This is a genomic window from Exiguobacterium sp. QJM3NY_9 (assembly GCF_056173545.1).
Genome location: NZ_CM149679.1, coordinates 738236 through 750356, shown reverse-complemented (window position 1 = coordinate 750356; position 12121 = coordinate 738236). Strand labels below are relative to the sequence as shown.

The window sequence follows — 12121 nt, the reverse complement described above, 5'->3', positions numbered from 1 at the left end:
TACTGCAATTCACTTATTTATTCTACTATATGGGAGCCTTAAACATGAAATTCGATTCGCACTTTAACTGGTACCGCTACATGACTGTATCAGACTACGACCAACAACTAAATAACGAAGAGACCGTCAGTCCCTCAAAAATTGAGTGGGTTCGTCAACTTCGTACAAAAGATGTCAACTTTACCCGAGCAGAACTCGGTGTCTTATACGGTTCAATCGTGACTTGGCAAAATCCTGATGATAAAAGCGACCGTCGCTTCATCTGCTATTACATCACGCCTACTGAACTCATCACGATCGGACTCTCTGAACATATTATGTCACTGACTGCACCGTTTGACTCAAAAACAGCTTTTGATGCCTTTTATGCGATTCTTTCGTTACAAATGAATACGTACTTTTCAGGCATCGATGACTTTGAAACGGAACTCTTTTCTCGACAAGATGAACTCCGGGGCAACATCAATGAGAATTCACTCGATAGCATCTTTGCCTTACGCGATACAATTGAGAACTGGTCCGACTTAATCGTCCCTTTTCAAGAATTGATTCTTGCAGGCCAAGAAGCCTTCGTCGCAGTCACTGATTTTGAACAACATCTTCCGTTTCGCCTTGCCAAACGACGTGTCGAGCGTTTATTGATGTTGATTGAACACTATCAAAAAGATATTGAGGTTCTGCTCGATTTATCGACGACCGTCTCGAACTTCAGGGGAAACGAAATCATGAAGGCCCTGACGATCTTCACGGCTGTCGCGACCCCGATGATGGCCCTCGGCGCGATTTGGGGCATGAACTTCAAGAACATGCCCGAACTTGACTGGAAATACGGTTACGCAGGTGCACTTACCCTGATCGTGATTACGACCGGTGGAATCTTTTATTGGATGAAATGGCGTGGATGGCTCGGAGCACTCGTTCGCATGCCTAAAAAACGTACAAAAAAATAGATATAAGAACATAAGTTCGTTATACTTAGTTTATCATATTTAGTTGGAGGAGGTGACTTTTGATGGGACGAAAAATCATTCATATCGATATGGACGCTTTTTACGCTTCTGTCGAACAACGCGATCGCCCTCACTTAAAGGGTGTTCCTGTCATCGTCGGTGGCCCTCCTCATGCACGTGGAGTCGTCGCGACTTGTTCCTATGAAGCACGGAAGTACGGTGTCCACAGCGCGATGCCATCTCGTCGTGCCTTTCAGCTCTGTCCGCGTGCCGTCTTCATCCGTCCCCGATTCGACGTGTATCGTGCAGTTAGTGCGCAAATCATGGAACTGTTTCTTGAAGTCACACCGCTTGTCGAACCATTATCACTCGATGAAGCGTACCTCGATGTGACGGAGAATAATTTAAATATGACGAGTGCGACCCACATCGCAGAGTATATCCTTGCTGAAATCAAACGCCGGACGGACTTGACGGCATCCGCTGGTGTCTCGAATTCGAAGCTCGTCGCAAAGATTGCTTCCGGTTATCAAAAACCGAACGGCTTAACCGTTCTCCCACCTGAGGAGGTACTTCCCTTTTTGTCTTCTTTACAAATCGGTGACTTGCATGGTGTTGGGAAAGTCACCGAGCAGACGCTTCGAAAACATGGATTTGAGACCGTCGCTGATATCCAACAGTCACCGGTCGAAGAACTCCGCGGGTTACTCGGTCGGGACCGTGGAACAGAATTGTATACGATGGCCCACGGTGAAGACGAACGTTTAGTCCGTCCCCACCGTGAGCGCAAATCGATTGGATCTGAAACGACCTTCGAAGAAGATACGGAAGATATTGATACGATTTTCGAAACCTTAAAGCGAGAGGCCCAATCTGTCGTCCGTAGTCTGCAACAAAAAGAACTCGTTTGTCGGACGGTCACCGTTAAGTGGAAAACAGAGACATTCCAATCACGTTCAAAACGTTTCACCTTTCTTGAAGAGACGAACGACGAAGATCGGTTACTCACGGTAACGACAAAATTATTTAATGAAATCGAATTCACGGGTCCGATTCGTTTAATCGGAATGAGTGTCAGTCATCTTGAAGTACCACCAAAGTCGAGACAATTAACGTGGCAAGATATTGACTCCTACTTGTAAAATGAATGACTATTCAGTACACTTGAATTAGTTATTTTATTAAAGGAGGAAGAGACATGCTCTATACACTTACTGTATTCGCGGACCGTGGAGAAACTTTACTCGATGATACGTTTGAATCACCTAACGATTCAGATGCAAGGGAGGAAGGGATCCGTCGTCTCAAAGAAGGAAAGTTCGAACATAAAGGCGCCCGCGTCACGCGTGCCGGTAAATTGATTCATTTCGAGCGTGCTTATTTACCTAAAATTGTGCCTGTTGCAGGCAGTTCAACATAAGTTCTTATTGAAATCAGAGTCATCTATGTACAAATTAAGAGGAACGCGACGAAAAAGAAAGAATCTTCTATTGTCTAATGCCACTTTGTCTACACACCGAGAGCCCCGGACATTGTCCGAGGCTCTGTTTACATCTTATTGCACGTCGTCTTGATTTTGCTCCATCATTGGCGCATAAAGTTCTTCGAGCGGCTTCATGATGATTTGAGTAACTTCCGTCAACATCGTATGCATCCGTTGTTCTTCTTGCATCAATTGACTGATGAGTGGATTGTTTTGAACTTCCAACATTTTTGCTTGAGCTGAAGCCATATCGTCAGGTGTGATTTCTTCACCTTCCATTTGCTTTTGTTGAAGCTCAAGTTGAACGTTACGGAATGAAGCAAACAGTTCATTCGATGCTGGATCAGCGTTCACTTGTGTGTATAAATCTTGTAATGTTGTGTACTCCGGAGTTTCTCGCAGTGCACGTTCGAGCGTATAGGCGTGGTCATACAAATTTGTTTCAGACATATTAAAACCCTCCAATTTAGTTAAGCAATCACGATGATTGCTTGTATCATCCCAATTAAACCACCTAACAGTCCTCCAAGCCAAGTGATAGCCCGGAATTCCTTCCGAGAAATCGATAAGACGATTTCTTCGAGATACTGTGTATCGAGTAGGTCGACCTCATCACGCACAATCGATTCGACGTCGAGTGTCGTCATGATTCGTTCTGCGTGTTTCACCGCTTGGTCAATCAACCGGTCGACAATCACCGGAACGAACTCGGTCCGCACTTTCTCATCAAACCGGCCGAGATAATGGTGTAAAGGCTTATCCAACGTTTCTGTTAGTGGGATCCGGTTGATGATTTCCGATTTGACGCGTTCGATGACTTGTTTCTCTAACTCTTCATCAAGGAGTGTATGAATCGGACGTTCCATCACGTGTTCGATTTCTTTCTCGACCATTTCAGTAATGAACTGACGCGTCGACTCTCCTTGTAATACCCGTTTGATTTCAGGTTGAATCATCTCCACCAAATTGATATTCGCAAGTAACATCCCGAACATTCCGCCTCCAAGTTTTCCTTGGATGAATCCGGCGGCCGTCTCCTCTAATTTCATCTTCCCTTCTGGACTATCAAAATAAACATCCGTTTGTTTTAACAATGCATCTACGACGTCAGGGATTGCTTCCTTGACTTTTAAGACTCCGCCTTCGCCGATGACTTCTTGAATCGTTGAGTTTTTCAGATGAATCACGCCGTCCATCAATTCATGTTCAAGCGTCTGTTCGATTTTTTTTCGCAATTGTTCTTCCGGTTGATTGACGAAGCGGCCGATCACTTCTCGAATCGTGACGGTTGAGTGTACCCATTTCATCAGTTCGGTCGTGACAAGATTTGTAACGGCCTCGTGCATCGCAGGTTGTCGAAGGCGTTTCCCGATTCCTTCAGGGGTCACTAAATGCTTGACAACGGTCCGTCCGAGATTGGCTGCTAGTTCATCGCGCCGTTTCGGAATTAGACCTGGTGTAAAAGGAATCCGGTACTTTCCGATATATTTTGCTTCTAGCGGTCGAAATAACATACGAATCGCAAGATGGTTCGTGACTGCACCGATTGTTGCACCTAATACAATCATTCCGATGATTTTTAAGATGGTCATGAATTCGATTTGCATAGCTCATCGTTCCTTCCGAATTTAGTATTGTGGTAAAGTCTGAGTATCACTTTTTATGTAGGAGAGATGTAACGTGCTACAGCAATTGATTTCCTTATTCAAAGATCAGTTATCGACAGACCCCACGGTATATTGCATGGATAATTATAGCGTATATCAGTTAGCGGATGGGCTTCGTTTCGGAATCGAAAGTTCCGCGTTGTCCGGGCGTGAAATCGACTTATTGAATTTAATCGCAGAACGCGTCGTCGTTTCAGGATCAACCGATACAACTTACTGGCATCAGCGTCTGGAATTATCGAGCGCCGTCGAGCACGAACCCTTCCGGATGACCCATTTCTTATTCAATCAACTCGATGATCGGACGACTGAAGATCTCGAACAGCTATTGACTTCTTTTTTCGACTCCTCGAGCATCTTTGTCCCCTTGACGACGACTCGACTGCTTGTCATTGAACGAGATGAGTTAGTAAGCGAACATGATTTAAATGACTTATTCACAGCTTTACAATCTGATTTTCTAACAGATGGAAAAGTATTAATCGGTCAACGCCGAATAAATGGAGATATCGCAGCCCAGTTCCGTCTAGAACAAGCAGCCCTTAACCTGCTTCCGTTCCGTGTCGAACGTTTCTTACCTGCCCTCACACGACTCGCTCTTTTATCGGAAACGGTCCGTGACGAGCTGACAGATCGCTTCATTGCACCACTCGAACCTGAATCGCGTGAGACGATTGATGCTTTCTGTCGTGCCAATCTGAATGTATCGTTGACAGCAAAACACTTATTTCTTCATCGTAACAGCCTCCAGTACCGACTTGACCGGTTGACAGAACAGACAGAAATCGATATTCGATCGTTTGAAGGTTCCGCCTTTTTATATACCTTGTTACTTCTAGCATAGTGCCCAAATGAAAACGGTTGCATTTCGTCATGTTGTCCATGTTCAGCTGATCCATTTTCTTCTATACTAGGGTTTGTAAGCGTTACATTAACCGATCACACTACTAGGAGGATATACACATGGCAGATATTCGTCTTGAACATATTGATAAAATTTATTCCGGCTCAGCAAAGGCCGTTGACGACTTTAACCTTCACATCCAAGATAAGGAATTCATCGTTTTCGTCGGACCATCAGGTTGTGGTAAATCAACGACACTTCGGATGATTGCCGGTCTCGAAGAAATCTCAGGCGGAGATTTCATCATCGACGGTAAACGGATGAATGACGTCGCGCCGAAAGACCGCGATATCGCGATGGTCTTCCAAAACTACGCACTCTACCCGCACATGAACGTGTTTGATAACATGGCATTCGGACTCAAGCTACGTAAGTTCCCGAAAGACGAAATCAAACAGCGCGTCGACAATGCGGCACGTATCCTTGGTCTGGAAGAGTACCTCGAGCGGAAACCAAAAGCATTATCAGGTGGACAGCGTCAGCGTGTTGCAATCGGTCGTGCCATCGTTCGTGATGCAAAAGTCTTCTTGATGGATGAACCCCTCTCGAACTTGGATGCAAAACTCCGTGTTCAAATGCGTAAAGAAATCATTCAACTTCATAAACGTCTTGAAACGACGACGATTTATGTTACCCATGACCAAACAGAAGCGATGACGCTTGCGACGCGGATCGTCATCATGAAAGCAGGTCTCATTCAGCAGGTCGGCTCACCTAAAGAAGTATACGATCACCCAGATAACATGTTCGTCGCCGGATTCATCGGATCGCCTTCGATGAACTTCCTAACAGGCAAACTGGCTGACGATGGACTTTTCCACGTCACAGGGACAGAAGAGAAATTCGAAGTCCCTGAAGGCAAAATGAAAGTTCTCCGTGAACGCGGCTATACGAGCAAAGACCTCGTCCTCGGAATCCGTCCGGAAGACATTCATGCTGAATTGATTTATCAAGACACAAAAACAGCACACCGTTTCCCGGCACACATCGAAGTTTCCGAATTGATGGGTGCAGAATCGTATCTCTATTCCAAGGTAGGTAATCAAGCCTTCACAGCTCGTGTCGACTCACGCTCACACGTCGAGATGGGATCAGATCTCGATCTCTTCTTCGACATGACAAAAGCGCATTTCTTCGACGCTGCAACTGAAGCGACAATTCGTTAATTTCAACTGAATGATTACTTTTCCAAGACTGTCCATTCGTGGGCAGTCTTTTTTATTGACAGACGTTCTTGTAACTTTGTATGATACTGCTTGTAGTCTTAAATTAATCCTATTCGAAAACTAGGAATTGAAATCATTTATTTTTAAAGGAGAGAGCGCTATGAAACACGGACTAAAGCTAGCAGTAGCAGCACTATCAACGGCGGGGGTGTTAGCAGCGTGCGGCGCTTCTAATGAAGAAGCAAGCAAAGACAGCAAGATGATTACGGTTGGTACTGAAGCGACATACCCACCATTTACGTATAAAGAAAAAGGCGAACTGACTGGTTATGACATCGATGTCATGAATGAAGTCGCTAAACGCGCCGGCTATAAAGTCGACTATAAAGCAATGGACTTTAAAGGATTGATTCCGGCACTTGATTCAGAACGCATCGATGTCATCGCGAACCAAATGGGTATCACGGATGAGCGGAAAGAAAAATATGCATTTTCTGATGCATATACGGTATCCGGATCAACAATCATCGTCAATGAAAAAACGGACGACATCAAAACACTTGATGATTTAAAAGGTAAAGTCGTTGGTTCGACACAAGGTTCACTTTATGCGAAGACAGCAGAAGATGCTGGTGCAAAAGTGAAGTATTATAAAGGTGCAAACCAAGTTTTAAAAGATCTTGAAGCAGGACGTGTTGATGCTGCGATGAACGATCGCTTGTTCGTTTTGACTGAACTCAAGAAAGCCGGTTATAAAGTGAAAGCAGTCGGAGAAACATTTGATAAAAATGAGTCTGGTTTCATGATGGCAAAAGATAGCAAGTATGCAGAGGACTTCAATGAAGCACTTGCAGAAATGAAAAAAGACGGTACACTTGCAGACATCGGTAAGAAATACTTTAACGAGGATATCAGTCAGTGACGGAATTGTTCACGATCGTTCGCGATAATGCGAACGTCTACGGAGAGGCGATTGGCATTACACTTCTTGCAAGTGGACTTGCCATCGTCTTTGCGCTTTTCCTCGGGTTGATTCTTGCCGTCATGCGTGACAGCCGCTTCACCGTCTTTAGCGGTTTCGCTCGATTGTATGTCTCGTTCTTCCGCGGAACACCTTTACTGTTACAGATTTTGATTTTATATAATGGTCTTGTCGCATTACAACTGACGGGCTTTCAGGCACTCGCTTTTGGATTATCACTGCACTTTTCCGCTTATATTTCGGAATCGTTCCGGGCCGCCATCGCTTCTGTCGATCGCGGGCAATGGGAAGCAGCTGATTCGCTCGGAATCCCGCGTCGGAAAACGTTCAAGGACGTCATCCTTCCTCAAGCATTATCACGTGCCATTCCGCCACTGTCGAATTCTGTCATCGATATCATTAAATCGACGTCACTCGGTACGCTTGTCGCTGTCGAAGAGTTAACGTATGTCTCCGATCAAATTTCTGCTACGACCTATCTCGTCATGCCACTTCTGCTGTTCTCAGCAGCGATTTACTGGATCATGTCGACGCTCGTACAGATGGTTCAACACCGCTTAGAAGTTCGCTTTAGCATCCCGAATTAAATGAAACCAACTTGGAATGGTCAGCACATTCCAAGTATTTTTTTGTTCTTTTTAAGGTTTAACACTAGGCAACGCGGGAATAATCAAGTATACTAATAAAAAATCAGAATTATCTGATAACTTTAAAAGGAGCGTGGCCAAGATGAAACAAGTAATTGAAGCTTTCCGTAGACAAGATGCAGAACAGCGGATTCCAGTGCTACGCCTCGAGATTGATTATGAGCTCAGCACACTCTTTGATGCTATCCAAGTCAGTGACCAAGCTGCCGTAGTTGCCAGTAAAGAACGTCTAGATAAATACCGCCAGGAGATGCTTCGCCTAGAAGCGTGACCCTATAGATACCCATCTCAAATCCCCCTTGAGATGGGCTTTTTATGCAAAAAAAATAGCCCGAAGGCTATTTTCAGGCTATGGCCAAACTCTAATGAAGGATTTATACCGATATGATCGTGTGTAACGCTTCCCTGTCTCGCCTCGTCTCAAAAAGCGTCACTTTTCCGTTGACTCCTACGGGGAAAAGTGCGTTTTTAACGCACTGTCAGAGGTAGGCAAGACCCTGCTCGTTATCCGCTAGGATCAAGGAGCAACGGCTTGCCTCTCGCCCGAGGAATGCAACGGAACAGGGATAAGCTTTTATCTCACCCTATGTTACTTCGGCTAGACGCTGAAAATAGCCCGAAGGCTATTTTTTAATCGACGTCACGTCCGCGAGACGCTTTCAAAATTTCGAACCACTGTTCACGTGACAACGTCAAACGCGTCGCATTGACCGCGGATTCAATCCGTTTGATTTTTCCTGAACCGACAATCGGCATGATGCGTGCCGGATGTTTCAAGAGCCACGCATAAGCGACTTCATCAATATCTGTCGCTCCGATTTGTTGTCCGATTTCTTCAAGCTTATCTCGTAAGACGCGATATTCTTCTTCTTTGAATAACCGTCCACCGGCGAGCGGACTCCATGCCATAAGCGGCATCTCGTTTTCGTGGCAAAGATCCACCGATCCATCTTCGAAATGTTTCAGTTCAGCAACTGAGAGTTCCAATTGATTCGTCACGAGCATGAACGGTAGACGTGATTGAATTAAACTTTGTTGAGCTGGCGTATGATTCGATAAACCGAACGTCCGAACTTTACCGGACTCTTTTAATTCAACAAACGCTTCGGCAATTTCGTTCGGGTCCATCAATGGATCCGGTCGGTGAATCAATAACGTATCAATGTATTCGACACCAAGTTCCTTTAATGAACGTGTCGCATTTTCAATGATATGTTCTTTTGTTGTATCGTAAAATGAAAGGTTTTGATCGGAATAGTAGTTCCCTTTCATCTTGATCCCCGTTTTCGTCACAATCTCCATTCGTTCACGTAATTCTGGTTTTAAGGCCAACGCTTCTCCGAACAAACCTTCATTCGTATAATCCCCGTAAATGTCCGCATGATCAAACGTCGTGATCCCGAGCGCTAAACATTGCTCAATCAAAGCAAGACGTTCTTCTGCCGTCATGTTCCACTCATTTAATCGCCATAATCCATGAATCACACGCGAAAATGACAATTCTTCTGTTAGTTGAATTCGTTCCATTCCAATTCATCCTTTCGATCTCGTACTTTTTCTGTCCCATTTAACTCTACAGGAAGTTGGTAACGGTTGCACGGATTTCGCTTTTCACAAAAAGGCACGAGATACCTGTCCGGTACTCGTGCCTTGATAATCATTTAGTCAACGGTCTTACTGAATTTGTTCCACTTCTTGCATCACTTCATCTTCAATCAGTTGACGTTTACGTGTCGTATCCGCCGCATCCGGTGAAGTTACACTGAAGTAAAACTTGATTTTCGGTTCCGTTCCTGATGGGCGGAGGCAGAACCATGAACCATCCTCAAGCGTGAACTTCAGCACATTCGATTTCGGAAGATTGATTGGCGATGGTTTGTGTTGAATCAAGTCGTGCGCCATGCTCGCATCGTAATCTTCGAACAAGACCACTTTCTCTCCCGCCACTTGTTTGGGTGGGTTTTCACGGAACGTGTTCATGATTCGTCCAATCTGTTCCACTCCGTCCTTTCCTTTTAACGTCAGTGAACGTAACGACTCTTCGAAGTAACCGAACTGTTCGTAAATGGCTTGTAATGCCTCATACAACGTCCGTCCTTCTTTCTTATGGTACGCTGCCATCTCTGCTGCGAGTAAGCACGCCTGGACAGCATCCTTGTCGCGACAGAAATCGCCGATCAAATAACCGTAACTTTCTTCATAACCGAACAGGTATTCATATTCACCTGACGCATTATATTGTTTAATTTTTTCACCGATGAATTTAAAGCCCGTTAATGTGTTTTCGACATGCAAATCGTAATGACGGGCAATTAACGCACCGAGTTCTGATGTTACGATTGTTTTCGCGACAAAGCCGTTCGCCGGTAATGTACCTTGGGCTGATTTTTGCGACAGGATGTAGTCGAGTAACAATGCACCCGTTTGGTTTCCTGTCAGTACCGTCCATTCCCCACTTGCATCGCGCGTCGCTACACCGACGCGGTCTGCATCAGGATCTGTTGCGAGCAGTACATCCGCGTCGACCCGATTCCCGTATTTGATGGCAAGTTCAAACGCAGCGTGTTCTTCCGGGTTCGGTGACGAAACCGTTGGGAACGCCCCGTCCGGTTTTGCTTGTTCTTCAACGACCGTCACGTTTTCAAAACCGTAGTTCTTTAGTCCGACAGTAACAGGAACAAGACCTGTTCCGTGAAGTGGCGTGAACACAATTTTTAATGAATCTTGCAACTCGTCTTGAATCGTCGGTAAAACACGAATCGTTTTTAATTTTTCTTGATACGCATCATCGATTTGTTCTCCGACACGAACGATAAGTCCATTTGCCCGAAGGACTTCTTCTGCTTCTAACACGATCGATAGTTCATCTTCCACTTGATCGACATACGATACGAGTTCATCCGCTTCTTTTGGCGGCAATTGTCCACCGTCATTACCGTATACTTTGTAACCATTGTACTCAGGCGGGTTGTGGCTTGCCGTAATGACGATCCCCCCTGCAGCGCGAAGCTCACGTACAGCAAACGATAATTCTGGTGTCGGACGTAGTCCATCGAATAAATATGCTTTAATGCCATTGCTTGCAAGCGTTTTTGCTGCTTCTAAAGCAAACTCAGGCGAAAAGTGACGCGAGTCATGTGCAATGACGATTCCTTGGGCAACAGCTTCTTCCCCTGCCGCTTTAATAAAGTCTGCAAACCCTTGAGATGCTTTACGGACTGTGTAAACGTTCATCCGGTTCGTACCGACACCGATTTCTCCACGCATACCGCCAGTACCAAACTCAAGTTCTTTATAAAAAGCGTCCTCTGCCGCTTTATCATCTGCTGCTAACGTGACGAGCTCTTCTTTCAATTCAGGCTCTAATTTTTCAAACTGATTCCACTTTTGATAGGTCTCTTTCCATGACATATTCATTCCACTCCTTTAATTTATCGAAGTCACACTTGCGATGAAGCGTCACCTTTCATATGATTAATCTAGAAAGGTCGAGGTGATTCAAATGTTTCCAACCATTCAAATGGCGGACTTACAACAACTCGTCCACTCGGATCAAATCCGTTGGTTCGATTGCCGCTACGATTTACGTGATCCGAATTATGGTCGTCTAGCTTTTGAGGACCAACATGTGCCTGGTGCACTGTATCTAGATTTAGCAAATGATTTATCAGGACCCGTATCCTCTACCGGCGGGCGTCATCCTTTACCGTCGAAAGAAAAATGGATTCAAACGCTAGAAGCGCACGGCATTAAAAATGATGACTTCGTCGTCTTATATGATGATGGTTTTCCTTATGCAGCACGCGCATGGTGGCTTTTCAAATGGGCCGGTCATGAACGCGTCGTCGTACTTGAAGGCGGCCTCTCCTCTTACCTTGCGTTTGACTATCCGATGACACAAGATTTGGAGTCCTTCGCGCCTTCTACATACGACGCTGAGTTCCAAGATGACATGCTCGTCGATTTTGACACAGTCAAAGGACGTTCGACGGATACGCTACTCGTCGACTCTCGTTCCCCTGACAGATTCAAGGGTCAGAACGAAACGATTGATGCTGTAGCTGGTCACATTCCCGGTGCTGTCAATTGTTTCTTCGAAGAAGCGATTTCACCTGACGGAAGACTGAAAGATGCAGAAGATTTAAAGGAGCTTTATGCTCCGTTACTTGAAGAAGCATCTCCGATCCTCTATTGTGGTAGCGGTGTGACAGCTTGCGTCAACATACTCGCATTACACTCGCTCGGTAAAAATGATGTTCGGCTATACGCTGGTTCTTATAGCGACTGGATTAGTCAAACGAACGATATTTCATAATTTTTTA

At 45.1% G+C, this 12121-nt stretch carries 13 protein-coding genes; 9 read left to right on the top strand and 4 right to left on the bottom strand.

Features of this window, described 5'->3' with window-relative positions:
• Window positions 1-44: 44 nt before the first annotated feature.
• The 3 genes from AC0VYQ_RS03740 (at window position 45) to AC0VYQ_RS03730 (ending at window position 2370) form a co-directional block, all read left to right on the top strand.
• On the top strand, window positions 45-950 hold the full coding sequence (locus AC0VYQ_RS03740; RefSeq protein WP_214807433.1) for a magnesium transporter CorA family protein: 906 nt from the start codon (window positions 45-47) through the stop codon (window positions 948-950).
• 62 nt (window positions 951-1012) lie between these two features.
• A complete protein-coding gene (gene dinB, locus AC0VYQ_RS03735) occupies window positions 1013-2092 on the top strand; it encodes a DNA polymerase IV (RefSeq protein WP_251132114.1) in 1080 nt (359 codons plus the stop codon).
• A gap of 56 nt (window positions 2093-2148) precedes the next feature.
• Window positions 2149-2370: a YhzD family protein gene (locus AC0VYQ_RS03730; protein WP_088836449.1), complete on the top strand. Its 222-nt coding sequence runs from the start codon at window positions 2149-2151 to the stop codon at window positions 2368-2370.
• A 135-nt stretch (window positions 2371-2505) separates the two neighbouring features.
• On the opposite strand, the gene AC0VYQ_RS03725 is transcribed toward AC0VYQ_RS03730, so the two are convergent.
• Window positions 2506-2883, bottom strand: a complete 378-nt coding sequence (locus tag AC0VYQ_RS03725; protein ID WP_029332804.1) for a YlbF/YmcA family competence regulator — start codon at window positions 2881-2883, stop codon at window positions 2506-2508.
• A gap of 20 nt (window positions 2884-2903) precedes the next feature.
• Window positions 2904-4040 (bottom strand): DUF445 domain-containing protein, encoded by a 1137-nt coding sequence (locus AC0VYQ_RS03720; RefSeq protein ID WP_475404276.1) that lies wholly within the window; start codon window positions 4038-4040, stop codon window positions 2904-2906.
• A gap of 73 nt (window positions 4041-4113) precedes the next feature.
• Between AC0VYQ_RS03720 and AC0VYQ_RS03715 the strand changes: the two genes are divergently transcribed.
• The 5 genes from AC0VYQ_RS03715 to AC0VYQ_RS03695 all read left to right on the top strand — a co-directional run bounded on the left by AC0VYQ_RS03715 (window position 4114) and on the right by AC0VYQ_RS03695 (window position 8070).
• On the top strand, window positions 4114-4944 hold the full coding sequence (locus AC0VYQ_RS03715; RefSeq protein WP_475404275.1) for a helix-turn-helix domain-containing protein: 831 nt from the start codon (window positions 4114-4116) through the stop codon (window positions 4942-4944).
• 119 nt (window positions 4945-5063) lie between these two features.
• Window positions 5064-6170 carry an ABC transporter ATP-binding protein gene (locus AC0VYQ_RS03710; RefSeq protein ID WP_029332801.1) on the top strand — a complete coding sequence of 369 codons (1107 nt, stop codon included), beginning with the start codon at window positions 5064-5066 and terminating at the stop codon, window positions 6168-6170.
• Window positions 6171-6330: 160 nt separating this feature from the next.
• Window positions 6331-7092 carry a transporter substrate-binding domain-containing protein gene (locus AC0VYQ_RS03705; protein ID WP_475404274.1) on the top strand — a complete coding sequence of 254 codons (762 nt, stop codon included), beginning with the start codon at window positions 6331-6333 and terminating at the stop codon, window positions 7090-7092.
• On the top strand, window positions 7089-7739 hold the full coding sequence (locus AC0VYQ_RS03700; RefSeq protein ID WP_088836445.1) for an amino acid ABC transporter permease: 651 nt from the start codon (window positions 7089-7091) through the stop codon (window positions 7737-7739). The genes AC0VYQ_RS03705 and AC0VYQ_RS03700 overlap by 4 nt, the downstream gene beginning before the upstream one ends.
• Window positions 7740-7881: 142 nt before the next feature.
• On the top strand, window positions 7882-8070 hold the full coding sequence (locus AC0VYQ_RS03695) for a hypothetical protein (protein ID WP_014969669.1): 189 nt from the start codon (window positions 7882-7884) through the stop codon (window positions 8068-8070).
• A gap of 359 nt (window positions 8071-8429) precedes the next feature.
• Here the strand turns inward: AC0VYQ_RS03695 and AC0VYQ_RS03690 are convergent, their stop codons facing one another.
• Window positions 8430-9326, bottom strand: coding sequence for an aldo/keto reductase (locus AC0VYQ_RS03690; protein WP_475404273.1), 897 nt, complete (start codon window positions 9324-9326; stop codon window positions 8430-8432).
• Between the two features lie 147 nt (window positions 9327-9473).
• Complete coding sequence (locus tag AC0VYQ_RS03685) at window positions 9474-11210, bottom strand: phospho-sugar mutase (RefSeq protein ID WP_475404272.1); 1737 nt, start codon at window positions 11208-11210, stop codon at window positions 9474-9476.
• Window positions 11211-11301: 91 nt separating this feature from the next.
• Between AC0VYQ_RS03685 and AC0VYQ_RS03680 the strand changes: the two genes are divergently transcribed.
• The gene (locus AC0VYQ_RS03680; protein ID WP_475404271.1) at window positions 11302-12114 is read left to right on the top strand and encodes a sulfurtransferase; all 813 of its coding nucleotides are present in this window, start codon (window positions 11302-11304) and stop codon (window positions 12112-12114) included.
• Window positions 12115-12121 lie beyond the last annotated feature (7 nt).

Bases quoted from the DNA above. Each gene is read 5' to 3' on its own strand.
- AC0VYQ_RS03680 (WP_475404271.1), top strand. From the start codon at position 11,302: ATGTTTCCAACCATTCAAATGGCGGACTTACAACAACTCGTCCACTCG.
- AC0VYQ_RS03695 (WP_014969669.1), top strand. From the start codon at position 7,882: ATGAAACAAGTAATTGAAGCTTTCCGTAGACAAGATGCAGAACAGCGG.
- AC0VYQ_RS03740 (WP_214807433.1), top strand. From the start codon at position 45: ATGAAATTCGATTCGCACTTTAACTGGTACCGCTACATGACTGTATCA.
- dinB (WP_251132114.1), top strand. From the start codon at position 1,013: ATGGGACGAAAAATCATTCATATCGATATGGACGCTTTTTACGCTTCT.
- AC0VYQ_RS03690 (WP_475404273.1), bottom strand. From the start codon at position 9,326: ATGGAACGAATTCAACTAACAGAAGAATTGTCATTTTCGCGTGTGATT.
- AC0VYQ_RS03710 (WP_029332801.1), top strand. From the start codon at position 5,064: ATGGCAGATATTCGTCTTGAACATATTGATAAAATTTATTCCGGCTCA.
- AC0VYQ_RS03725 (WP_029332804.1), bottom strand. From the start codon at position 2,883: ATGTCTGAAACAAATTTGTATGACCACGCCTATACGCTCGAACGTGCA.
- AC0VYQ_RS03730 (WP_088836449.1), top strand. From the start codon at position 2,149: ATGCTCTATACACTTACTGTATTCGCGGACCGTGGAGAAACTTTACTC.
- AC0VYQ_RS03720 (WP_475404276.1), bottom strand. From the start codon at position 4,040: ATGCAAATCGAATTCATGACCATCTTAAAAATCATCGGAATGATTGTA.
- AC0VYQ_RS03705 (WP_475404274.1), top strand. From the start codon at position 6,331: ATGAAACACGGACTAAAGCTAGCAGTAGCAGCACTATCAACGGCGGGG.
- AC0VYQ_RS03685 (WP_475404272.1), bottom strand. From the start codon at position 11,210: ATGTCATGGAAAGAGACCTATCAAAAGTGGAATCAGTTTGAAAAATTA.